The 24101-nt window shown below is 39.5% G+C and carries 18 protein-coding genes; 8 read left to right on the top strand and 10 right to left on the bottom strand.

From position 1 onward, the window contains the following. Positions 1 to 5 precede the first annotated feature (5 nt). A complete protein-coding gene (locus CDG62_RS01305; protein ID WP_087527710.1) occupies positions 6 to 2492 on the bottom strand; it encodes a heavy metal translocating P-type ATPase in 2487 nt (828 codons plus the stop codon). A 120-nt stretch (positions 2493 to 2612) separates the two neighbouring features. Here CDG62_RS01305 and CDG62_RS01300 point away from each other — a divergent pair, with 120 nt between their 5' ends. Further along, positions 2613 to 2927, top strand: a complete 315-nt coding sequence (locus CDG62_RS01300; RefSeq protein WP_023187988.1) for an ArsR/SmtB family transcription factor — start codon at positions 2613 to 2615, stop codon at positions 2925 to 2927. Between the two features lie 224 nt (positions 2928 to 3151). Here CDG62_RS01300 and CDG62_RS01295 read toward each other — a convergent pair whose 3' ends face one another. Both CDG62_RS01295 and CDG62_RS01290 read right to left on the bottom strand, forming a co-directional pair. Then, positions 3152 to 4840, bottom strand: a complete 1689-nt coding sequence (locus tag CDG62_RS01295) for a hypothetical protein (protein ID WP_023187987.1) — start codon at positions 4838 to 4840, stop codon at positions 3152 to 3154. A gap of 40 nt (positions 4841 to 4880) precedes the next feature. After that, entirely contained in the window at positions 4881 to 5906 is a 1026-nt protein-coding gene (locus CDG62_RS01290; protein WP_087527709.1) for a cation diffusion facilitator family transporter, read from the bottom strand. A gap of 450 nt (positions 5907 to 6356) precedes the next feature. On the opposite strand from CDG62_RS01290, the gene CDG62_RS01285 reads away from it, so the two are divergent. The 6 genes from CDG62_RS01285 (at position 6357) to CDG62_RS01260 (ending at position 14302) form a co-directional block, all read left to right on the top strand. Next, the gene (locus CDG62_RS01285; RefSeq protein ID WP_023187985.1) at positions 6357 to 7538 is read left to right on the top strand and encodes an efflux RND transporter periplasmic adaptor subunit; all 1182 of its coding nucleotides are present in this window, start codon (positions 6357 to 6359) and stop codon (positions 7536 to 7538) included. Positions 7539 to 7541: 3 nt separating this feature from the next. After that, a complete protein-coding gene (locus tag CDG62_RS01280) occupies positions 7542 to 10706 on the top strand; it encodes an efflux RND transporter permease subunit (RefSeq protein WP_008942230.1) in 3165 nt (1054 codons plus the stop codon). After that, the gene (locus tag CDG62_RS01275) at positions 10703 to 12184 is read left to right on the top strand and encodes an efflux transporter outer membrane subunit (protein ID WP_008942231.1); all 1482 of its coding nucleotides are present in this window, start codon (positions 10703 to 10705) and stop codon (positions 12182 to 12184) included. Before CDG62_RS01280 ends, CDG62_RS01275 begins: the two co-directional genes overlap by 4 nt. Before the next feature lie 76 nt (positions 12185 to 12260). Further along, positions 12261 to 12644 carry a hypothetical protein gene (locus tag CDG62_RS01270; RefSeq protein ID WP_008942232.1) on the top strand — a complete coding sequence of 128 codons (384 nt, stop codon included), beginning with the start codon at positions 12261 to 12263 and terminating at the stop codon, positions 12642 to 12644. 10 nt (positions 12645 to 12654) lie between these two features. Next, entirely contained in the window at positions 12655 to 13194 is a 540-nt protein-coding gene (locus tag CDG62_RS01265; RefSeq protein WP_017396455.1) for a nuclear transport factor 2 family protein, read from the top strand. A gap of 16 nt (positions 13195 to 13210) precedes the next feature. Further along, the gene (locus CDG62_RS01260; protein WP_023187984.1) at positions 13211 to 14302 is read left to right on the top strand and encodes a cation diffusion facilitator family transporter; all 1092 of its coding nucleotides are present in this window, start codon (positions 13211 to 13213) and stop codon (positions 14300 to 14302) included. 186 nt (positions 14303 to 14488) lie between these two features. Here CDG62_RS01260 and CDG62_RS01255 read toward each other — a convergent pair whose 3' ends face one another. The 7 genes from CDG62_RS01255 to CDG62_RS01225 all read right to left on the bottom strand — a co-directional run bounded on the left by CDG62_RS01255 (position 14489) and on the right by CDG62_RS01225 (position 22570). Beyond that, complete coding sequence (locus CDG62_RS01255) at positions 14489 to 16354, bottom strand: hypothetical protein (protein WP_087527708.1); 1866 nt, start codon at positions 16352 to 16354, stop codon at positions 14489 to 14491. A gap of 44 nt (positions 16355 to 16398) precedes the next feature. Beyond that, positions 16399 to 17793 carry a dsDNA nuclease domain-containing protein gene (locus tag CDG62_RS01250; RefSeq protein ID WP_087527707.1) on the bottom strand — a complete coding sequence of 465 codons (1395 nt, stop codon included), beginning with the start codon at positions 17791 to 17793 and terminating at the stop codon, positions 16399 to 16401. Positions 17794 to 17795: 2 nt separating this feature from the next. Then, positions 17796 to 18257, bottom strand: coding sequence for a Mov34/MPN/PAD-1 family protein (locus tag CDG62_RS01245; RefSeq protein ID WP_058952365.1), 462 nt, complete (start codon positions 18255 to 18257; stop codon positions 17796 to 17798). Positions 18258 to 18262: 5 nt separating this feature from the next. Beyond that, positions 18263 to 19975, bottom strand: coding sequence for a ThiF family adenylyltransferase (locus tag CDG62_RS01240; protein ID WP_087527706.1), 1713 nt, complete (start codon positions 19973 to 19975; stop codon positions 18263 to 18265). Then, entirely contained in the window at positions 19975 to 20988 is a 1014-nt protein-coding gene (locus CDG62_RS01235) for an SMODS domain-containing nucleotidyltransferase (RefSeq protein WP_087527705.1), read from the bottom strand. Before CDG62_RS01235 ends, CDG62_RS01240 begins: the two co-directional genes overlap by 1 nt. Positions 20989 to 21102: 114 nt before the next feature. After that, complete coding sequence (locus CDG62_RS01230; protein WP_001141890.1) at positions 21103 to 21282, bottom strand: hypothetical protein; 180 nt, start codon at positions 21280 to 21282, stop codon at positions 21103 to 21105. Positions 21283 to 21487: 205 nt separating this feature from the next. After that, on the bottom strand, positions 21488 to 22570 hold the full coding sequence (locus CDG62_RS01225) for a helix-turn-helix domain-containing protein (RefSeq protein ID WP_087527704.1): 1083 nt from the start codon (positions 22568 to 22570) through the stop codon (positions 21488 to 21490). Between the two features lie 428 nt (positions 22571 to 22998). Between CDG62_RS01225 and CDG62_RS01220 the strand changes: the two genes are divergently transcribed. Next, the gene (locus CDG62_RS01220; protein ID WP_087527703.1) at positions 22999 to 24063 is read left to right on the top strand and encodes a hypothetical protein; all 1065 of its coding nucleotides are present in this window, start codon (positions 22999 to 23001) and stop codon (positions 24061 to 24063) included. Positions 24064 to 24101 lie beyond the last annotated feature (38 nt).

The following is a 24101-nucleotide window of genomic DNA, read 5'->3' as shown; positions in this document are numbered from 1 at the left end:
CCTCCTTAGCCCTGACTGACGGATGGTGGCTGGAATCGACGTAAACGTAATGCATTGCCGAGCACAAATACACTGGACAAAGCCATTGCACCTGCTGCAAAGATTGGGGACATCAGTATTCCATAGGCTGGGTACAATATACCAGCAGCAACAGGAATCAACATAGTATTATAGGCAAATGCCCAGAATAAGTTCTGGTGAATATTACCAATCGTTGCTTTGGACAAGGCAATCGCATTGGCAACACCTTGTAAGTTTCCTGACATTAATACGACATCGGCAGATTCAATTGCAACATCTGTACCTGTACCAATCGCAAGTCCGACATCAGCTTCAGCCAAAGCGGGTGCATCGTTAATCCCATCACCCACAAAAGCGATATTGCCGTATTTTGCTTTTAGCTCTTTAACCGCACTGACTTTACCCTCTGGTAGAACTTCAGCAATCACTTCATCAATACCCAATTGTTTGGCAATTGCCCGAGCAGTACGAGCATTGTCACCCGTCACCATTGCTACCTTAAGACCTAATTGGTGTAGAGCCTTAATCGCTGCTGGCGTTGTGGTTTTGATTGGGTCAGCAACTGCAATAATTCCTGCTAGTTCACCATCGACAGCAACATAAAGTGGTGATTTACCCTCATCACCCAGACGCTGAGCTGTGGCAGCAAATGGGGCAACATCAATACCAAGTTGAACCATATAACGGTCTGCACCAATATTGATTTCTTCATTACCATTGATGGTTGCACAGACACCCATGCCTGTGACTGAATCAAACGTATCAACTTTAGGTAAAGTCAGGTTTTCACTTTTTGCCGCATCAACAATTGCTTTAGCAATCGGATGTTCAGAACGGGATTCAACAGCCGCAACCATGCCTAGGACATAATCACGCTCAAAGAATTGGGTCACTTCAAAGTCAGTCAGTACGGGATGACCCTCTGTTAATGTCCCTGTTTTATCGACTGCAACAACTTTGGCATCCTTTAACAGTTGTAAGGCTTCACCTTTACGGAACAACACTCCTAACTCTGCACCACGACCTGTACCCACCATAATTGAGGTTGGTGTCGCTAATCCCATTGCACACGGGCAGGCAATGATCAGCACTGCCACAGCATTAACCAACGCAAAGGTTAAGGCTGGTGATGGACCAAAAATAAGCCAGACTAGGAATGTAAGTACTGCGGCAATCATCACCGCAGGGACAAACCATAAGGTAACTTTATCCACCACAGCTTGAATCGGCATTTTAGAACCCTGTGCTTGCTCAACCAAACGAATGATTTGAGCCAGCATAGTTTCGCCACCCACCGCCACAGCGGTAAAGGTCAACGTGCCATTCTGGTTAATGGTGCCGCCTACCACATCACTGCCGATGCCTTTCTCAACAGGGATTGGTTCACCCGTAATCATGGATTCATCAACAAAACTTTTTCCATCAGTGACTTGACCATCGACAGGGATTCTTTCACCTGGTTTCACAATGATAATGTCATCTGCAACCACTTGGTCTAGTGCAATATCTACCATTTGGCCATCGCGTAAAACATGGGCAGTTTTGGCCTGTAAGCTGACTAAACGCTGGATTGCTTCAGATGTTCGCCCTTTGGCTTTTGCTTCAAGAAAACGACCCAGTAAGATTAATGCCACAATCACCGCAGCAGCTTCGTAATATACATTTACCGTTCCTGTGGGAAGGATGTTGGGTATGAATGTGGCAACAATAGAAAATAGGTAAGCTGCTAATGTACCAACCGCAACCAGCGAGTTCATATCAGGTGCTAAACGGAGTAATGCAGGCAAACCTTTTAGATAGAATCTTCGTCCTGGAATAACTAAAACCAACGTGGTCAGGATGAATTGTAAATACCAGCTATTCTGCATCCCAATAGTTTGATCAATCAGTTGATGAACACCAGGGATAAGGTGAGATCCCATTTCCAAAATAAATACAGGCAAAGCCAATAGGGTTGCAAGAATCAAATCACGCTTAAGTTCAGCACGTTCTTGATCTTTTTTCTCAAGCAGCTCTGTCTGGTCAGGAATAGAAGCTTGAATTTCTGTGGCATCGTAACCAGCTTTATCAATTGCGGTAATCAAGTCATCGACATTTGCTGAACCACTGACCGTTGCACGCTCAGTCGCAAGATTGACATTGGCCTCTTTTACACCTGCAACGGCTTTAAGGGCTTTTTCGACACGACCTACACAACTAGCACAGGTCATGCCTTTAATTGATAATTCAATATTATTTGCGGGCACGTCATAACCTGATTGTTCAATGGCATGAACCAGTACCTGACGATCCACAGGCTGATCAAGTACAATATCTGCACGTTCTGTCGCTAGATTGACCGAGGCAGACTGTACACCATCAACTTTTTTGAGTGCTGTTTCAACACGCCCAACACAGCTGGCACATGTCATCCCTTCAATTTTTAATGTAACTTTCATATTATTAGAAAGCTTATCTGTTGCCTTTCCCATAAGATATACCTATAGTGCTTACCCAATTATTAAGAGCATAAACCTTGCCATTATGGGAAGGTCAAGGGTAGAATATGTAAACATATATATTTTCTAAATAATAGGAATTTAAGTATTAGTATGAATTTTAATAATCACCCGATACCATTATCTCAAGATGAGATTATGTCTTTAGCTGAAACATTTCGGCTATTAGGTGATGCTTCACGACTTAAAATTCTACTTTTTTGTATGCGGGGGCCTAGTTCAGTAGGTGAAATCAGTGATGCTCTTGATTTATCCCAATCTTTAGTCAGTCATAATCTTCGTTTATTGCGTTCAGCTCGTTTAGTCAAAGGCGAAAGACAATCTAAACAAGTATTTTATGAGATTGATGATTTACATGTTAGTCAGGTTTTATTAGATATGGCAAGTCATATTAGTGAGGAGCACTAATTTATAGTAGTACGTAATGTATTGCAAAAATATCTAAATTAAATAACTTTAAGGGGAAAGAGGGTTATAGGAATTCTTTATTTTTATTACTCTAAACAAGAAATATATCATGCATTTATTTAAGTTATCAGTATCATCTACAAAAAGTTAAGATCAAGGGCATATAATTAAGAAATGTCTAGCTATATGCCTTGATATCTATTTGAGGAAAGTGCTATCTGTTTTTAACAGCAACTTGTAGTGTTATCTTCAAATGCACTTAATCGGCAGAAACAGGATGCTTCAATATTAATATCAGCCGAGGCAAGTGCTATATCACGTTGCAGCGAAATATCTCGAGCTTCTTTCTCTAGACCTAGTTTTGCTAAACACTCATAAAGTCCATGAAGACTCCATACATTGTTAGGGCGAATTCGGCGACGTCCAAGGTCACCTTCTAGCCCCAGTTCAATCCGATATTCTTGGGCTGCTACTTCAAAGTTTCCTTGTTCCATATTAAGTGCGCAGAATGCATGCCGAACTGGTTGTAACCAAGCTGGAGGATCACAATAAGGAAGAGCATCTTCTAATTTAATGCCTTCTCGCAAGATTGCGAATGCTTCTTTCGTATTACCTTTACGATACTCAATTTCGCCATGAATCATTTTGGCAGCAATTTTTAAAGCTTCGACCTCTTTAACAGGTATAGAGTTAAAGCGCTCTTCTGATACATTAGCTACTGCTTTTATAAAAGACTCTCTTTCTTTTTCGGCCTCTTTAACTCTTCTTAATGAAGCAAATGCTATGCCTTTTGCGTAGTGAATCATTGCGGTTGTGGAACTATATAGACCTTTATCTTTAGGTAGCTCAAGTTTCAGAATATCTTCCCACATGCCAAATCTAATCATAACATGTGGTAGTGTTGTGCAATGGCTTTCAGTTAAATTAGCCATTGGCGGTGTAGTGATATGTAGTACTTCGGGTGTTAAAATGTCATTGATACGATGAGCCATAAATAACGCTTCCTGTGATTTACCTGCCATCATTGCACCATAAGCACCTACCATTAAATTATGAACGCGATACAAGATATTCCAACCACCTGGATTCTTTTCTCTAGAAAAATATCTTTCATCGGCTGCGATTGCATCAAGATTAGAATAAACCACTCGACGCCAATCTCCGCATGCATTATCAATATGTGTGGACATATGGGCTAAATGTGACCCATCAGGTGATAAATTACGAAGGTTATCAGCAGCTGGCAATGCAACTTCAGGATAAGGTGACATTTCCATTAAATGTATATAGAGATGATTAATTACAGGATGACGATTTGCCCCAGGTTTAGTGAAAGCAACTTCAAGCACGTTTCTAGCTTCAACTGTACCTAAACCTATGGCTTCACCGGTATCTAAATCCCACAATTTACGAGGGCTCAAGCACATGAGTGCATCTGCAAACATTGCAGCTGCATCAAGATCATTAGAATATTTTTCATAAAATGATCTCATAGCTTGAGCATATGCAAAATTCAGCTCATGAAAGTCTTGTTCATCTATAGTCACGTGTTTTGGAAAGCGTGGAGCAAGGGCATCAATTAAATCTTTCTCAAATTGTGTCGCATTATGAGTCGCTGCTAACTTTGCTTGTTCCATAATTTCATTAATATATGGAATGGTATTCTGTAAGTCTGAAGGATCAAATAAATGCCAAGCTTTATTGTAATTTGGACCAGATGCAAAGGCGATGCCCCAATAAGCCATTGCGCATTTTGCATCATGTTCTAGAGCTTTCTTAAAACAATTTATGGCTTCACTCGGATTGAAACAATATGTCCATAATAAGCCACGATCAAACCAAAGTTGAGTATCAGGAGATGACGTAGTTATTTGACGCTGGTAATCTCCTAAATTGTAGTATTTATCAGACATTAAAGTCTCCTCATCAGTGAATAACAATAAAGATTTAAGGTTAGTGATTATGTCCAGCGTGTGGATCAATTTGAGTTGGGTTTTCTAAGCTACAAGTACTATTGCCTTGCCAATCAATGGCTATAGTTGGATGTTCAATAGAAAATTTGGATTTTAGCTCATTCTCAATGTTGAGAGTTAATGTCGCGAGGTCAACTCCATCTTTGGGTTTGACATGCAACGTTGCCATAGATCTACCTGATGTAATCATCCAAATATGTATATGGGTAATTTTTTCAATACCACTTACATTTTTCAAAAGATATTCAGAGATCTCTTGGGCATTAGCATTCTCAGGAGCACCCTCAAGTAAAATATGAAGAGTACGTTTAAATAAAGACCATGCGCTGCGTAGTACAAGTAAAGAAACTAGAACAGATAAAATTGGATCGATAGGAGTCCAGCCTGTGTACCAAATCACTATGGCAGCAATAATTGCTCCAACAGAGCCGAGTAAATCGCCCATTACATGGAGAATAGCTCCTTTAACATTGACATGTTCTGTATCGCCTCTTGTTAAGTACCATAAAACAAATAAGTTAACGAGCATACCTATAATAGCAACGATAAACATCGGTCCTGCCATGACAGGTTGAGGTGATTGAAAGCGTTCAATAGCCTCATAAATAATCCATCCAACGATTGCGAATAATGTAAGAGAATTCATTAAGCCAGCAATAACTTCGAATCGCATGTATCCAAATGTTTTTGAATTATCTGCAATGCGGCGACCGAAACGAAAGGCAGCATAAGCTAAACCTAAGGCAACGGCATCTGTAAGCATATGCCCTGCATCAGCCAGAAGTGCGAGTGAACCAGAGATGATTCCTCCAGTGGCTTCTACAAGCATGAACCCGAAAATGATAAAAAACGAAATCAGAATTTTTCTTTCGTTTCCGTTACTCACATCAGGAACATGTGAATGATCATGACCTTCATGCGAATGATCATGACCTTCATGCGAATGATCATGACCTTCATGCGAATGATCATGACATTTATGATTGTGATCGCGTTGATTACTCATGTATAAAAACCTAACATGTATATATTTTTACATATGAATATATGTTCATATGTAAAAATTGTCAAATTTAATTTATTAATTTTAATATAATCAATGGCATGTGCCATTTTTGAGCTAATAGGGAATCAAATTTTCTAAAGTAATACTGTTTTTACTTATTCTAAGAGAAATTTCTACTTAGGATAAAATGAATAATTTGACAGTCTAATACTGGAGGGATATTGCATGAATTTAATTTCCATAGACGGAGGTATGTTTTATAAAGCTGAAAAAACGGACTATTAAACTTATAGAAATTCACTTTTTAATAATTCATATAAATATATGTTCATTTGTATAATCTATTCAGATCACCCTATTGACCTTCCAATTATTGGAAACATTAGCATGTGTGCAACTGCTACAGAAACCTATCCAGAGTGATGTAGCTTTGCATAAAAGGTGAATATCATGAAAAAACGAATGACAGCGGTTGCTGTAGCAGTAGTGATTGCTATCTCAGGTGGTCTGCTGTACACAGCAAAAAATATATCGGATCAACCCAAGCAACAAGCTAGTTCAGCTCAAATGCCTATTCCTCAGGTTCCAGTTGCGGAAGTAATTACACAAGAACTTAATCCAACTGCCGAATATACAGGCTACTTATCGGCACCACAAAGCGTTGAAATCAAGTCCCGAGTCGGTGGTGTCATTAATAGTGTTAGTGTTCCTGAGGGCAGTTATGTTCGTAAGGGACAGGTATTATTTAAAATTGATCCTGCACCTTTTCAGGTTGCTCTGAAGACAGCCCAGGCACGACTGAAAGCAGCAGAGGTTCAGTATAGCCAGGCTGTTCTGGATTTTAACCGGGCAAATAAACTGGTCGAAAGTGGTGCCGTCTCCAATAAGGTTTATGACGATGCACTGGCAACCAAAAATAACCGTCAGGCTCAAGTACAGGAGGCTCAGGCAGCCGTCAGTGCAGCGAAGCTGGATTTATCTTATACCAATATTACAGCACCGATTTCAGGACGTATTGACCGTGTTCTTGTCACCAGTGGTAACTTGATTGCAGGTGGAAATACAGGCAATGCCACAGCCTTAACCACCATCGTTTCAGTCAATCCGCTGTATGTTTATTTTGACCTTGATGAAAAAACCTTTCTCAATCTAAAGGGACAAAATAAATCTGGACAATTCAACTTGCCAATCGAAATGGGATTGGCAAATACAGAAACTTATCCTTATACAGGGAAATTAAACTTTGTAAGTACTCAAATTGACCAGCGTACAGGGACGCTACGGGTTAGGGCATCTATTACCAATGATTCAGGTGAATTAGCACCAGGTATGTTTGCCAGAGTTAAGCTGACCACTGGAAATAAACAGTCCACCATTCTGATAGATGATCAGGCGGTGGGTACAGATCAGGGCAATAATTTTGTTCTGGTTCTTGGTTCGAATAATACGGTTGAATTTAGGCCTGTAACACTTGGCTCGGTCGTTGATGGATTGCGGATTATTAGCAGTGGTCTGCAAACTGGCGATAAAGTCATTATTAAAGGGCTGGTTCGCCCAGGAATGCAGGTCAAGCCAAATATCGTTCCAATGCAAACGCCTACTCCGACTGAAAGTGCCGCACAGGGGAAATAAGCCATGAAGAATTTCCCTCATTTCTTTGTTAATCGGCCAATATTTGCGGTCGTGATCTCTGTGCTGATCGTCATTCTCGGTGCTTTATCACTGTTTAAACTGCCATTGAGTGAATATCCAGCCATTACACCACCGACTGTACAGGTCATGGCAAGTTATCCTGGTGCCAACCCCAAAATCATTGCCGAGACGGTTTCCTCCCCTCTGGAACAAGCCGTGAACGGTGTTGAGAACATGTTGTATATGAGTTCTCAAACCGCAGCCGATGGCAAGATGGTACTGACCGTCACCTTTAAACAGGGTACAGACCCTGATAAAGCACAGATACAGGTACAAAACAGGGTTTCTCGTGCATTGCCACGCTTACCTGAAGAAGTTCAACGCATTGGTGTGGTCACTGAAAAAACCTCACCCGATATTCTCATGGTCATCAATTTGGTGTCATCCAACAAGAATCATGATCCACTATATTTGTCCAACTATGCACTGTTAAATGTGCGTGATGAGCTTGCACGTTTACCAGGTGTTGGAAATATCGAGATTGGTGGTGCTGGTGAATATTCGATGCGTGTCTGGATTGATCCTGAAAAAGTGGCTGCCCGTGGTTTAACCGCCAATGATGTGGTTGCAGCCATTCGTGAACAAAACATGCAGGTTGCTGCGGGTTCTGTTGGTCAACAACCAAATACAACATCGGCCTATCAAGTTACTGTTAATACGCTGGGACGTTTAACCACTGAAGAGCAATTCAGTGAAATCGTGGTTAAAGCTGGTGACACTGGACAAATCACACGCCTGAAAGATGTTGCACGAATTGAACTGGGTTCTGATGCTTATACCATGCGAGCTTTACTGGATGGTAAGCCAACATCTGCCTTACAAATCTTTATGACACCAGGTGCCAATGCACTCGATGTTTCAAGTGAAGTCCGTGAAACGATGGCAGAATTGAAGAAAAGCTTCCCTGACGGTGTGGATTATAAAATTCCTTATGATCCAAATATTTTCGTAAAAGCTTCTTTGAAATCAGTCATTACCACTCTGTTAGAAGCCATTGCACTGGTTGTGCTTGTTGTCATCCTGTTCCTGCAAACATGGCGTGCATCCATTATTCCTTTAATTGCCGTTCCCGTTTCACTGATTGGTACGTTTGCAATTATGTATTATTTCGGCTTCTCCCTAAATACATTGACCTTATTTGGACTGGTACTGTCGATTGGTATTGTGGTCGATGATGCAATTGTGGTGGTGGAGAACGTAGAACGGCATATTGCATTAGGCGAATCACCAAAAGAAGCTGCCCGTAAGGCAATGTCTGAGGTGACAGGGCCAATTATCGCGATTACTGCGGTTTTATCTGCTGTATTTATTCCATCGGCATTTCTTACAGGATTGCAGGGTGAGTTCTATCGCCAATTTGCCTTGACCATTGCGATTTCAACCATCTTATCTGCAATCAACTCTTTAACACTTTCACCAGCTTTAGCAGGTATCTTGCTTAAACCACATCAAGCTGGAAATAAAAAACGTGATTTAACCGAACGCTTATTTGGTTGGTTCTTTAGAGGATTCAATCGGTTCTTTGATAAGGCATCGGACAAATATGTAGGTGCAGTCCGCAAGGGGGTACGTTTAAGTGCCATCATGCTGATTTTGTATGTAGGTTTTCTTGGCCTAACTTGGTTAGGTTTTAACAAAGTGCCGCAAGGCTTTGTTCCTGCACAGGACAAGTATTATCTAGTTGGTATCGCCCAGTTACCTACAGGCGCATCTTTAGACCGCACAGAAGCTGTAGTTAAACAGATGACGGAAATTGCACTGAATGAACCTGGTGTGGAAAGCGTCATGGCATTCCCAGGCTTTACACCAAGTGGTCCAGTCAATGTACCAAACTCTGCCTTGATGTTTGCCATGCTTGATCCATTTGAGGCTCGTCAGGACCCCTCATTATCAGCAGGAGCAATTGCTGGAAAATTAATGGGTAAATTCAGTCAGATTCCTGACGGATTTGCGGGCATCTTTCCACCACCACCAGTACCTGGCTTAGGTTCTATGGGCGGATTCAAGCTACAAATTGAAGATCGGGCTGGTTTAGGCTTTGAAACACTGGCACGTGTACAGGGCGAGATTATGGCGAAAGCCTCTCAGACGCCTGAACTTGTCGGTATGCTTGCGAGTTTCCAGGCAAATGCTCCACAGATTGAAGTTGATATTGACCGTGTAAAAGCGAAGTCACAAGGTGTACCACTGACCGATATTTTTGAAACACTACAAATCAATCTGGGGTCAATCTATATCAATGACTTTAATCGGTTTGGTCGTACTTATCGTGTAATTGCTCAGGCAGATTCCCCATTCCGTATGCAACCAGAGAACATTAATCTGTTAAAGGTGAGAAATGCAGCGGGAGACATGATTCCGCTTTCGACCTTTGTCACGATTAAGCGTAGTTCTGGCCCTGATCGTGTTATGCACTATAACAGTTTCCCATCAGCCGATATTAGTGGTAACGCTGCATCAGGTTATTCATCTGGTCAGGCAACTGCCGCAATTGAAAAAATTGTGCAGGAAACATTGCCACAAGGTATGACCTATGAATGGACCGATCTGGTCTATCAGGAAAAGAATACAGGCAATACTGCGGTCATGGTTTTTGCTCTAGCAATTATTTTGGCGTTCCTTTTCCTTGCAGCTCAATACAACAGTTGGTCAATGCCTTTTGCAGTATTACTTATTGCACCAATGGCCTTGTTATCTGCGATTGTAGGTGTTTGGGTAACTGGTAGTGATAACAACATCTTTACCCAGATTGGCTTTGTTGTTCTGGTGGGACTTGCTGCAAAAAATGCCATCTTAATTGTGGAGTTTGCCCGAGCCAAAGAGGATGAGGGTTTGAATCCTTTTGATGCAGTACTTGAAGCAGCCCGATTAAGATTACGCCCGATTCTAATGACCTCAATTGCATTTATTGCTGGTGTGATACCACTGGTATTAGCCACAGGTGCTGGTGCAGAAATGCGTCATGCCATGGGTATCGCTGTTTTCTCTGGAATGCTGGGCGTGACAATCTTTGGTTTGCTGTTTACACCCATTTTCTATGTCGTCATTCGTAATTTTATTCTGCGTAGAGAACAGGCCAAAGCACTGGTACAGGAGGGTTCAAAATGAAAAATTTAACACTTCATTTAAACCGATACACCTTCCTCAAGAAAATGAGTGTACTAACCACTGCCACTATTCTTGCAGGATGTTCAATGGCACCCATATATGAGCGACCTGTCTCTCCTGTGTCGGAACACTATCCAACAGGAGAGGCTTATCCAGGGCTGCAAGTGAACAATGGAAAGCAAACAGTCGCAGCCGATATTGGCTGGCGTGACTTTTATACCGATCCTGTCTTACTCCAACTCATCGATCATGCATTGAAAAACAATCATGATTTTAAGGTGACAGCTTTAAATGTTGAGGCGATAGAAGCACAGTATCGTATTCGTCGTGCTGACCGTTTACCGCATGTGGGTGTTACCGCAGAGTCAGCCAGTCAGCGTTTACCGTCTGATCTTGCTTATAACCCCCGCATGTATCAGGTTGGTGTTACTTCGGTCGCATGGGAAGTCGATTTATGGGGCCGAGTACGCAGTCTGAGTGATCAGGCTTTACAGAACTATTTGGCTTCTAAAGAGGTCCAGACAGCATCACAGTTAAGTCTGGTATCCGCAGTTGCTAATGCTTATCTGGTCTATAAGGCCGATCAGGAAACGTTAGGTTTAACCAAGGCGACTTTGGCGACACAGCAGAAATCCTATGACTTGACCAGGAAACTTGTTGATGTTGGTAATGCAACCCGATTTGATTTACGTCAAGCTGAAATAGGACTGCGCACCGCACAAACCAATTATGCAAAATTCTTGCGTATTACTGCACAGGATCGTAATGCTCTGGTGTTACTTCTGGGTTCACCATTAACACAGGAATTGGCGGCCCAATTGGACCAGTCCCCCAAAATTCCTGATCAGGTTGTTATGCAGGATATACCAGTTGGTTTGCCATCGGATCTACTTCAACGTCGTCCAGACATTCGTGCCGCAGAACATAAGCTTCAGGCTGCGAATGCAAACATTGGAGCAGCCCGTGCAGCATTTTTTCCATCCATTACCCTAACGGGTTCGGCGGGTACGGCAAGTTCCAGTCTGGATAATCTATTTAATGCAGGTACAGGTGCATGGAGTTTTATGCCCAAGATTAACTTGCCCATATTTAATGCAGGTTTAAATCAGGCAAATCTGGATCGCTCACACATCATGAAGCAGATTGAAGTCATCAACTATGACAAATCTATTCAAACAGCTTTTCGTGAAGTTGCTGATGGGCTGGCTGGCAAGTCCACACTAGATGAACAGATCAAATCGCAGCAGCAAATGATTGCGGCCAGCCAGGATGCCCATAAGTTGGCAACCTTACGTTTTGATGCTGGTGAAGATAATTATCTCGCAGTCCTCGACTCACAACGAACTCTGTATGCATCTCAGCAGGCACTTATACAGACCCGCCTGGAACGCCTGAATAATCAGGTCAACCTCTACAAGGCATTAGGTGGAGGCTGGAATGAACATACCGTACAGATTGAACGTAAATCTTTGAAATAGCACATCGATGGAATTCATCTTTTGATGGAAAGAGATGAATTCCTGACAAGATGAAACAGAATATGAGGTCATATAAATGAAATTTATTATCCATGATATAGAAAACTTCCCATTTGTTGAGTTTAAGCAAGATCAGGCAGTTCCAGGTTATTCACCTCAATGGCAGTTGGAAATGCAGGAATTCTTGGAAATGAGCAGTCCGTTTGTGATTGTTTATGATCAATTATCAATGCAAGAAACACCTGAAGACTTTAAACAACGTGGTCTTTGGCTTAAAAACCATAAAGATGAACTTAATCAGTTATGTAAGGCAATTATCTGCATTGAACCTGATCAGGAAAAAAGAGTTGCCATCAGAAAGATGACGGAAATGGCTGTAAAGGCATTTGGCATTCCTTATGAAATCGTCAATACCAGGGAAGACGCCGAACGGATTGTGGATGAACTTATTCAAGTCTAAGGTGAATATGATGAACACTATTTATATCAATCAATTGAAGCAAGATGTTGATGGTCAAGGGAAAAAATCAAAGCCTTTTTTCATGACATTCTTACTCATTCTTATGACGTTAGGATTAGCTTCAATTTCGCATGCAAAAGCACCGATCAATACAGCTTTGGAAACCGTGGAGAGCTATCTTAATATCTGGAATGGTACGCAGCCAGATGACCTGACTAAAGTTCTTGACACGAATGTTGAGTATTTCAATACAAGTAATGAAGAAAACCGTAAAGGTACAGCATCTGTAATTGAGGTACCCAAGTTTTTATTAACAGTCATTCCTGATCGGAAGATGACGCTTACATCCCCGCCACTCATTGTTGGTGATAAGGTTGCTGTCGAATGGCAGCTTCAGGGAACCCTCAATAAAAAAGACCAGTCTGGTAAAAAAGACGCAAAAGTAATCACTTTTAAAGGTGCTTCATTTTTTGAGGTTAAAAATAATAAGATTATATACATCGGTGATTACTACAACAATCATCCATTGCGTAGTCAGTTAGAGCCATAATCAGGAGTGCTATAAAATGTCTTCGCACAACCATACACAAGATCACAAACATAACCACTCTGAACATGATCATAACCATGATCATTCTGGGCATAAGCATAGTCATGGTAACACCCATAAGCACAACCATGATCACTCAGGACACCATCATGGTCATGGTGGTCATGATCACGACCACGATCATGACCACAGCCATATCCCAAGTAATAAAAAAATTCTGACCATAAGCTTTTTACTGATTACCATTTTTATGGTAGTGGAATTTATAGGTGGTTTTATTACCAATAGTTTGGCCTTGATTTCAGATGCCGGTCACATGCTGAGTGACTCTGTTGCACTTGGTATTGCACTTGCAGCAGTCTTCATCGGTCAAAAACAGATTACCAAAAATAAAACATACGGCTATCAACGCTTTGAAATACTGGCTGCTGCATTGAATGGTATTACACTGGTTGGTATCGCACTGTATATCTTTATTGAGGCAATTCTACGGTTTCAGCAACCACAACATATTGAAGTACAAGGGATGTTGATCGTTGCTAGTATTGGATTGCTGATTAATATCATTGTTGCAGTAATGATTTTTAAAGGTAGTGATACCGAACACGACTTGAATATGCGAGGTGCTTACCTGCATGTACTCAGTGATTTGTTAGGTTCTATTGGCGCAATTGCTGCTGCGCTATGTATCTACTTCTTTGGATGGGCCTGGGCAGATACTTTAGCCAGTGTTCTAGTTGCAATACTTGTTCTTCGCAGTGGATATTCAGTTGTAGTAAAGGCTTCGCATGTTTTAATGCAGGGTACACCAGAAAAATTTGACTTGGCAGAAATCAAAGAAACCATTCTTCAAGGCCAGCGAATTCAGGGTGTACATGATTTACATATATGGAGTCTGACAAGTAAACGTTATATTTTATCCTGCCATATTGTTGTGAGTGAAGAAATGAGTATGCAGGAAGTGCAGATACTCTTACATGATCTGGAGAATGTCATACAAAATCTAGGTATTGAGCATGTCACTATTCAGGCTGAAACATCACTCAACAATCACGATGATATTCATCATTGCATTATTGAAAATATACCAAAGGATTCAGAACACTGAGTTTAAAAAGGTTAAATATTCCTAATATAGGTGCTTATCTAGTCACACAAGTGGTACCCAAGTTTAATGGCACTTAAAAGTGCCATTAAACTATATATAATTCAATTTGATATGTAAAAAATTACCCATAGGAAAGAATTATGGACTAGGCTAAAAGAAGATGGTCACAATTGTAAGATTCGAAAATTATTTTTCCTCCTTTTCCTCCTTTTCCTCCTTTAACTTGATATTCGTAATTCCAATTTTTCTTAGAGCATTCAATAACGTTGATTCACCCTCTGACAAGCCAGCAGATTTTGAATGTCTAAAAACAAATAATTGAGTAACCAAATTGGAACCTAGGAGAGTTGTCGTATAAGAACCCTCTGACGAAGGCAGGTTCTCCATGAGCCCAGAAATATACTGCTCAAATTGTTCTACGGTTCTTGACCTAAATATTAGACCAGCATGCCCACGCTCCTTGAGAACACTATCCCCATCTACAGTGGAAACGTAAGTCGCTGGTTGTATATCGAAAAGATAAACTGGAGGGCAATTTACAAGAGATAATCGGATGATCAATGCTCCACGAAGTGCTGTTTTATTTGAGTTTGCATAACACCAATTTTTATAAGCTTGTTTTTCTCCATCTGTAATATCTTTATTATTTAATGTTTCTGAATTAACGAAAAAGGCCATGAGAGTGGGTTTATCGTTGTAATCAAACTCTTCCTCAAAAGTATAATAGTGGACTGCATTGACAATACTGGGATTTAACAAACGTGCCTTTAAACATGCATTCCATAGGCCCATGATTCTTCCATGATCTGGAGCTTCAAACTCTGTATCTCCATTAGTGGTCGGGTTAATTTGGACATTTAGAACTTCCTTAGAGCTATCAGGTTCTCCTGTACCAACTGTATTGGTTTCTTTAGTATTTTTCTTTCTCTGTGGCTGGGTGATGGTTCTTTCATACTTTGTTTTACTTTTTTCCCCGATAGGGCCTGAACCTAACCATGTAAATTCATGACCTAAAATAACCGATTGTAATAATGGTTTGCGCCCTCCTTGATCTTCAGATACGTTAATCTGACCAGGACCTAGTTGCAACTGAGGAGGATTAGGTGAGTTGACATCTACAGGTTTCTTAATGCGGTGAATTACCTTTGGAACACGTCTGATAAGTGTTTGATCAGGTAGTTCTATTCCAAGAACTGTCAAGGCTAAAAAAGCATTGGTGTCAGGAATACAAAAACCTGAAACCCTAATTTTTCTCGTTTCCTCATGCCATGGCATTACTTTAGGGTATATATGGTTTCTTTGAGTAAAATCATCATGTTTTGCAATACTGCTAAATAATATCCTTACGGCATCCTGGGTATATTCGCTGTATTTATAGTAGGCAATAAATACATGATCATCTGATGTGAGGCTATCACCAATAAGGATCGTCCAGGTATTTTCTTCTTCTGGATGAGGTGTGTAGAGCCGTTCATGTCTTTCGGCCTCATCATATGTTGTCAGAATTCTAGGAAGTTCTGTAGAGAGACCATATCCTCTTACCAGAAACTCAAAACAAGGTACGAGAAGCTCCTTATATTCCTGATCCTTTAAAGAAAAAGAAATACAATTCTCACGTTGGCCTGGGTTAATATAAAATTTATTCCTATCTGAGAAGAAATGATCTATTTTCCCTGTCTTTTCGTCTCGCTTATATGTTTGAATATAGGTATGTTTAAAATCCGTATGGTCAATATCAAACTCCCGTATTTCTAAGGGAAGATAATCAACCAATCGTTCATGATGCCAAACTGTGCCAATGGGCCAAGACACCAAATCTGTCATATTGGCATCAATAAAAATAAAATTATCTGTGGGTGTGTAATCTTCCAGAAGTTCCCTAAAAGCAACATGAACTTTAGGTTGGGTATTTCTACGTTCAGCTTTTGCTAACGCCCCATACCACCACACCATTAAGAACTTTTCAGCATTGGATTCAAGAACTTTGAATGCGGGTGATTTTTTTTTATCTGAAGAGTTATCAGTATTTTCTTCATTAGAATGATTGTTCATGATCAACCTCTCTATTGGTAATATTATCGACTAGTCAATTCTTCTTATAAGTTCAGTTCGGCTGTAGGGATATATTGTCCATCTACCCAATCGTAAAGCTGGATATCGCAAATACCATTCAAGCGATGTCCCAAGACCATTGCAAAAACTGAGGGTGCTTTAATAAAGAGGTGTAATTTAGATAACTTATTTTCGGATTTAAATGAAACTAAAGCAGATTTTGCCTCTCTCACAGCAAGATTTAGAGTCTCCATATTATCAATGGCATGGGAGCTTTCTAAATTCAATCTAGGCAAGTTCTTTACTTCATTAATCGTAGAGTCAATGTCGTTACCTATAGCTGTAGGAAATCCGATAGTGACTATGGCTTCAGTTTCACCCTGTCGTTCAACAGCGTCGATTTTAGTAAAAAATTGTCCCTCTTTTTGCTTATGGTCATCAGTGCGATATGCGAGGCCATTATGTTCTATTTCAAGTAGGAAATTACGTGTGGCACTAAAAACATAGCCAAGCATACATGCGGTGGACATTCTTTGTTTGCCATCTATAAGGAGGGTTCTACGGTCACCACTGCTATGAATGAAATCCCCAATCGATACTGCTTTTTTGATTAGGTTGTTCCAGTCGCTGGAGGTTTTTTGAGCACGATCAGGACCATTGAAATCACTAATATCTAAGTTTAAGTCTTGATACTGACTGGATGATGCTGAAAGATTAATTTTAATAGGATCTAATAGCCACTGGCTTCTATCTTCTTCAAGAGCATGGCAAATAAAATTTTCAAAGTCTTTGCGATATATTGGACCAAAAGAAGAACGAGAAATCAGGTTTTTAAACTGATCTCTTAACTGTTTGGCTTTACGTGTAGTGAGTTCAATATTGGATAATTTCTCTTCAATTTCACCTATAAATACAGAGTCACTATCTTCAGCATTGAAAGACAGGAAATCAACATGATCAAGTGCGAACTCAGCAAGTGAGGTTTCGAATCCTTTATCGCTACACCACTGAATAATATCCTGACGACTTTTTTGTAAAATCACAGAATCTGCACTGTATGAAGAACCAACACCTCTAATTCTCTCAATTTGGGCAAGAAATGGGTGAAGTGTAGAGGTATAGAGTGGGCATACTAAACCAAAGCGAGTATATTCACCTGATGGAATATCAAAAGCCTCCTTGAAGCGCTTAATTTCTTTCCAAAAATCTGTAGAAGTCAGCGGATGATTTTTGGCTTCATACATGACACGCTGTAACTCGTTTTCTGAAGAGAAGTAGCAAACCTCGACATCACCTATTGATTCACTCACAATGTGGCTAAAAGCACTTTCAGATAGCCAGAGAGGCAAGTTCTTTAATACAAAAGCATCCTGATACTCAAACCCTACTCGTGCAATTGCACCACCAGTTGATTGTTTTTCTAACAGACTTGCACTCATTATTATCTCTCTAAATTTAGGGTGGATGGGTAACAGGAACCATCTGGTAGGTAGGTGTGGGCACTGCCCTCAAGATGATTGTTTTTTAAATGAAAAATCAGTAAGACTACGAAATTTGCACCCACTTTTGGGTCGGACACCAATTCCCTCATGGTGTGATGGTCTTTACTGCTGGGTTGTACACTAAAGAGAGGATGGCTATGCCATTCACCTAAATAGTTAAATTTTTGATAATTATTGTTTGTTGATTTATGAAAAAGGCGAATTGCTTTAATAGCATCCGTAATTCCACGTACAAAGGATGCTATCGTTCCACTCTTTTGAACAGTTAATGAGCTAACTCTAAAATGGTTTGTACCTATATGCTCACCCATTAAAACACCGCCACATTCGTGGGTTCCAGACTTCAACAGGGCTTTTATCAGTAAAATTTGTATATCAGTAGGAATGGATATTTTCAGCATTAGTATTAACCTTTCATCGGTTCAGGTTCTTCAATAGAATTGCCATTTTCACTTTCAGATATCTGTTTATCCGTAGGAGATTCTGTTACTAACGCACCTGAACAATCGATAGGATGGGTATCAAAAGGACATTGAAATATCCAATATTTACGGAACCCTATTAAATATGCTGAATATGGATAAGAGGATTGCTCATCAATTGTACATAAAGTATCTAATATGAACTGAGTCATAGACGCTGCAAGAGCCGTTACATCTGCATCTGATGCAATATATGTTTGGTTTTGTGTTTGAAAGCCGTAATTATTAACTTTGCCTTCTGGGATTGGTTCCAACGTTTGTAAGACACCATAAATATGATTGCGAAGCTCTAAAGGTGAGGCATCTAACGTTGGGCGACTACGGGCCATCATTGCTCCACCACCGCCACCAAAGATTTCACCCCATACCATTGGTATATGTTTTCTTTTAGCAATCGCAGCTAAGGTTAGAAATGTATGTGAGCTTGCTGTGGCATCAATAATCAGATTACATGTACTAATGGCATTAGCAATATTGGAATTTAAATGAGGATTTTCCTGTCCACCAATTTGCATTTCATACGTTTCAACCTGCATGTCTAATGCAGTTCGTTTTAATGCTCTTTCAACAGCATGGGTTTTAGCAAAGCCAACATCTAACCAGTTGAGTTCATTACGGACAAGATTCTGGGGTGCCAGAATATCATCATCAATAAGTAGAAAGTTTTTACAGCCAGACCGTGCCAGTGAAATTGCAATTTTACTTCCTAACGATCCAAGACCAATAATTACTATCTTTGCATCATTGATATTGCTAAATTGTGCTGGCAATCTTTGATTCTGATCATCATGTAGATTAATAGCTGGATAACTTACGAAAAGTGGTGCTGTATTATTAATTAAGAATAGTTCCAAGTTACCTTTTAAGTCATATAACAATAGAGGCTTTATGGAACTTGTGAATTCCTCCTGAGTAGGCCATAAATTGCCTAAAAAGGATTCTAACGAAAGTCGATCATTTACAGATTCCTTTAATAAATGAACAGAATCAACTCTTATTGCCCATCCAGACAATTCAAATCTTTCATTAGAAAATGATGGGACGATGTCAGGTAGAGGTTTGTTCTGAATATTTGTTGGAACAATAACAGTCTTGTCCCGAAAGCTTGAGATGGCAACCTTAAAGTCCATTTTTTCAGGGTCACTATTTAAGAGTATGTGACGTAACATTGGTGTTTCAATGAACCTTTCTGAAATACCTCTTAATTTTTGACCTATTGTTTCAGAATGCCTAGAGGGCACAGGTTCTACATCCATCTCCAATACAGTCATTGCGTCTGTTAATAAAAGAATCTGGGCACTTCTAATTAGTTCCACTCCACTGATATTGGTATTCCAATTATCTGGACCGTATTCTAGACACAGCACTCCTGAGCCACCGTACTGGTGCAAGATACTCCATCTTTCACCAGAGTTTTGTGGGCGTATATATGCTGGTAGCTCTGGGAAAAGCTCTGGATATACTAAAACACCATTAAAATCTATAGTTCCTATCTTGAGAGAGAAGTTTAAATGCAGTTCATTAGTGTCTGTTGAGTTCCACTCCTGAATCTTAAAACTGTTTTCCTCATTTTCAAGATCGGTCAATAACTGCCGTTCTTGAATCAAGCGTTCTAATGGTGTTTTTAGCAGTTCCATTACGCAAAGCCTCCTGGTTTATTTGGATAAACAGGGGTTGATGGAAATGTTAATCCTGCACCTAAAGCTGAACGGATTAAAGAGCTGGCCATATCAGCAGAATTTGCACTTTTGTGTGATGCCGAACGAGGAAAACGATTACCCAAGACCTGCCGCCATAGAGCTAATGCTTTATCATCATCTGTTTCATTTAAGGCATTTCGTGCAATAGCAGCTTGTTCTTTTACCTTTTCATAAAAGGTTTTGAACTCATCTGCTGTGACCGCAGAAAAAACATTATTGCCTGCAACACCAGGATCTTCTAAATGTGGAATTATGCCTAGTGACGCATAAATCCCATAAGAATCCCTGATTGTTTCTAAAAGATAAACAAACAACTTTTCATAGTTGGATTCGTAGTAATTCATATGCTTGGCAACCAGGCATTCTAAAATGAATCCTTTTGGTCGTTTTAAATCAGATAAGTTCTCACGACGCCACCATTTAAATAGCTTCACAAGAGGCTTAAATCGACCATTTGCATTTTTATTCACCTCAACAGTCCACTCGGTATGGGCTGGAGGGTTGGTAACTAGCCATTCTTCAAGATGAATGTCTGGAATCAGATAGCCACCATATCCATCTGAAATGATAGGGACAACATCCATATCAACTTTTTTCAACTTAACATTTACTGAACGACGGTTAACGGTAAGATCGGTATATCCAATATCCTTTAATGCTGTATGGACTGCATCTAAGACAATTTGGGGATCATCGTTAATTGTATGGTTGGTGCGAGCAATAATATCTACATCTGGTCTTTGTGTAATCCCGCCTATGGTGGTCGGACGTACTGCCGTATTTCTTTTATAAGAACCTGATAAGAACGTATGCACATGTACTTTGCTGAATTCATTATGCACTTTTAAAGCATCACGAAGCGTATTATGTGCGCTTGAACAATCATTAACCGTTGTTGTAGATGGTTCAATATCGGAAAGTAGGTCAAGAAACTGCTGTTGAGTTGTCATAATTCTCTCTGAGCCCATGTACTAAAATGGGGCATAAAATTAAGTGCGATCAGAAAAATTAAGTAACCTACTGCTGTGAACTTTGTTGCACAGCAGTAGGTTATTTAACCTCGTTTACGATATTGAGTTTGAGTTATCAGGATCATCCGATTTTTTATTACGGATAGCATCCTTTTCTTCTTTCAATGGCCGAGTTCTAGGAAATTTAAAATATCCAGTTGGATGGACAATAATTTTTCCAGATTTATGGCGATAAGATTTACAAAACACGAAGTCTTGATTTTCGGTAGGCATTGTTAGCCCTCCTATTTTGGCGGCTCGTTTTTCAGGACGCATACCAAAATAAGCGGGTAAATCTTGAGATTTACGGGCCTAAATGTTAGAATGGGGTTCTGACAGCCAGATCTAACATGAGGTATGCGTAGGGCTTAGAGCCATATGCCTTTCCTGTGTGAAAATCTATCAAGCCGACTCTACCCAATAGAGTCGGCTTTTTAATTTATGAAACCATCTCGATGGTCTCCATTGAATCTAGGTCAAAATAATATAGTTTTTTAAAGTCATCTTCATATAAGTCAAATAATTGAGATAACTCACTAATGACAGATGTTGATGTTTTTTTTGCGTCTATTGCGTAGTCAAAGAGCATTGAAGCTACTCTATATGTCGCTTCTCGATCCAATTCATTTGGTTCAACTTTACGATAACCACGCATAGCCATTTGCCGCCATAAATTGGCACTTTGACTTGAAGTTATAGTTCCTAACTCTGACGCCCTATAGATTAAGGCCGCCATTGAGGTTTTCCATTCCTTTTTAAGTCTTAGATAATGAGCTAAATTGGTTGAACCTAATTGGTCAATAATTTTTTCTTCTGGCATTAAGAATTCGGCAGCAAAGTCATTTGCTTCTTTTTCCATGAACTCAGATGGCTCTTCATGGAGGACCAAATGCCCAAGCTCATGTGCTAATGTGAAGCGTATTCTGTCATTTGGCTGGTTTGCATTTAGAAATACGCATGGAGACACACCATGAATTTTTAAGGATACGCCATCAACATTGTTATCTTTAAAGTCGCATAAAAAGACTAAAACCCCTGCATCTTCCACAGTGGCAGTTAGGTTTTCAAGAGGTTCATTTCCTAACGCCCACAATGATCTAAGCTTTTTAGCCGCTTCTTGAGGAGTGTTTACATCTAGGCCAATTTTAAAAGTTGGTAAGGAATTTTTTCTTTTTGGCACATTTGTGAACAATTCTAATGTTTGTACATGGCCCATTTTTAACATCATTTCAGCATTCATGCGGCTCAATGCTTTAGCTGTGGTAGAGCTTTTTTTTCTATATGCATGCAAACTAATTGGTAGTGCATTTAGCTTTTCAATATGTTCGAAAAATCGTATAGGGAAATGTAGGGCATTGGATAGATTTTGGATAACTTCATCGGAGGGTTTTAAGTCCCCACTTTCAATTTTAGATAATGAAGCCTGGGTAATAGACTGTCCCATTACAGCAATTAGTTCAGTTTGACTAAGACCACGAAAGTTTCGTGCAATACTAAGCATGTCAGGATTGAAATGAGTCATATTCACCTCCAAGATCATTGACTTACAGATCAAGTTAATCGAATAATAACTGAACAAAAAAGCATATGCAAATTTTTCTTCAAATTATTCCTAAAATGTTTCATTTTTATCTAATCTTGCTTTATGTAGTAGTAGTTTTTTATTCAGGCACAATATATAGTGTTTTTGATTTTACATTTTATTTGATTTTTTTAAATTTACTTGAAATCTTATATCAAAATTTGAGCATGAGAATATTATGGCAAAGATAGAAAATGATCAGTGTTCTTGTGAGAGGTAGCTTAACTTTTGAGTATTTAGAAAAGGCCACTTTATTAAATCTTTGATCATTTTTTGGGAATGTTAAAGTGATTTATTCTTATAAAAATCAGGTTTAAGGGCGATTGGGTTTTTTGGGTAAGTTAATTTTGATTGTTTGAGGCGAGATAATGACTGAAGATGCGAAATGTAAGATTCTAGATATTCTGTTGGAAAAGTGGAAGAAAATTTTACTTGGGCGTTATCCTGGCTGTGAAGAGTTAATTGAATTAGCACTTAAAAGTCTTGAAGCATTAACAGAACGCTTTTATGGTTATGAACTTAATGATACCCAATTCGACACGGCTATTTTATTAGAACAACAATATCATCAAAGATTGGGTGAATTAATTGTTGCTGACCGTCTTTTAAGAGATGGATTTGAATTGAGTAGTAAAGATTTCGGACCTGATTTCAAAGCTACAAAAAACGGGAAAACAGTTTGGTTTGAAGTTGTTACTCCGAATCCAAATGATGAAATGGTGCAAATCTTGGAAGATGTGCAAGGACGGTTATTTCCAAAACATGAAACTAATTGTCGAGAGAATTCTTTAGCATTGTTGAAAATGACAGGGGTTATAGAAACTAAGGCTAATATTATAAAAGGTTATATTGAGAAGAAAATTATTCCTGAAGATGAGCCAGTTGTAATTGTTGTAAATGACTCATTGTTTTATCCACTAGATGTCTATATGGTTGGGGTAACTGAAGAGGTACAAAAAGGGTCAAGTGGTTTACCACTTGTTATAGAAGCTTTATTAGGTTTAGACAGGCCTTATTGGCAGCCTCCAGAATCCCCAACTGAGCCTTATCAACTTAAATGGAATACAAGAACTGATGTATTTAAAGATAATGGCAGCCCTGTATCAACAGATAGATTTCAATCGGACGAATATAAACATATATCTGGTGTGTTTGTAATGACTGCACGAGAAGATTACGGAATTAGCCTTTCTGTATATGGTGATGAAAAAAATGTAGGCTTATTGGTTAAGAACTTAAATAGTAATAATATTCTGCCAGATGGCCTACTTAAGACACGCACTTATGATAGTAATGAATTGCGTAAGTTAATAGATCCAACTATGCGTAAGCCAATAACTAGTTTAGTTACCCGCACTTTACATGGGCAGTATTTCTTCATGGTTCAGCATCTGAACAAACTTTCCCAAGAACATGTAATAGAGGAATCGTAGTAGAAAATAAATTTAATGAAAAATATAAATACAAAAGA

The sequence above is a fragment of the Acinetobacter sp. WCHA55 genome, from assembly GCF_002165305.2.
Classification (GTDB): Bacteria; Pseudomonadota; Gammaproteobacteria; order Pseudomonadales; family Moraxellaceae; genus Acinetobacter.
The sequence above is the reverse complement of the archived record's forward strand: the minus strand, read 5'-3'. Positions and strand labels throughout refer to the sequence as shown.

Excerpts from the sequence above, each read along its gene's own strand:
- CDG62_RS01305 (WP_087527710.1), bottom strand. The coding sequence starts at position 2,492 with ATGGGAAAGGCAACAGATAAGCTTTCTAATAATATGAAAGTTACATTA.
- CDG62_RS01300 (WP_023187988.1), top strand. The coding sequence starts at position 2,613 with ATGAATTTTAATAATCACCCGATACCATTATCTCAAGATGAGATTATG.
- CDG62_RS01295 (WP_023187987.1), bottom strand. The coding sequence starts at position 4,840 with ATGTCTGATAAATACTACAATTTAGGAGATTACCAGCGTCAAATAACT.
- CDG62_RS01290 (WP_087527709.1), bottom strand. The coding sequence starts at position 5,906 with ATGAGTAATCAACGCGATCACAATCATAAATGTCATGATCATTCGCAT.
- CDG62_RS01285 (WP_023187985.1), top strand. The coding sequence starts at position 6,357 with ATGAAAAAACGAATGACAGCGGTTGCTGTAGCAGTAGTGATTGCTATC.
- CDG62_RS01280 (WP_008942230.1), top strand. The coding sequence starts at position 7,542 with ATGAAGAATTTCCCTCATTTCTTTGTTAATCGGCCAATATTTGCGGTC.
- CDG62_RS01275 (WP_008942231.1), top strand. The coding sequence starts at position 10,703 with ATGAAAAATTTAACACTTCATTTAAACCGATACACCTTCCTCAAGAAA.
- CDG62_RS01270 (WP_008942232.1), top strand. The coding sequence starts at position 12,261 with ATGAAATTTATTATCCATGATATAGAAAACTTCCCATTTGTTGAGTTT.
- CDG62_RS01265 (WP_017396455.1), top strand. The coding sequence starts at position 12,655 with ATGAACACTATTTATATCAATCAATTGAAGCAAGATGTTGATGGTCAA.
- CDG62_RS01260 (WP_023187984.1), top strand. The coding sequence starts at position 13,211 with ATGTCTTCGCACAACCATACACAAGATCACAAACATAACCACTCTGAA.
- CDG62_RS01255 (WP_087527708.1), bottom strand. The coding sequence starts at position 16,354 with ATGAACAATCATTCTAATGAAGAAAATACTGATAACTCTTCAGATAAA.
- CDG62_RS01250 (WP_087527707.1), bottom strand. The coding sequence starts at position 17,793 with ATGAGTGCAAGTCTGTTAGAAAAACAATCAACTGGTGGTGCAATTGCA.
- CDG62_RS01245 (WP_058952365.1), bottom strand. The coding sequence starts at position 18,257 with ATGCTGAAAATATCCATTCCTACTGATATACAAATTTTACTGATAAAA.
- CDG62_RS01240 (WP_087527706.1), bottom strand. The coding sequence starts at position 19,975 with ATGGAACTGCTAAAAACACCATTAGAACGCTTGATTCAAGAACGGCAG.
- CDG62_RS01235 (WP_087527705.1), bottom strand. The coding sequence starts at position 20,988 with ATGACAACTCAACAGCAGTTTCTTGACCTACTTTCCGATATTGAACCA.
- CDG62_RS01230 (WP_001141890.1), bottom strand. The coding sequence starts at position 21,282 with ATGCCTACCGAAAATCAAGACTTCGTGTTTTGTAAATCTTATCGCCAT.
- CDG62_RS01225 (WP_087527704.1), bottom strand. The coding sequence starts at position 22,570 with ATGACTCATTTCAATCCTGACATGCTTAGTATTGCACGAAACTTTCGT.
- CDG62_RS01220 (WP_087527703.1), top strand. The coding sequence starts at position 22,999 with ATGACTGAAGATGCGAAATGTAAGATTCTAGATATTCTGTTGGAAAAG.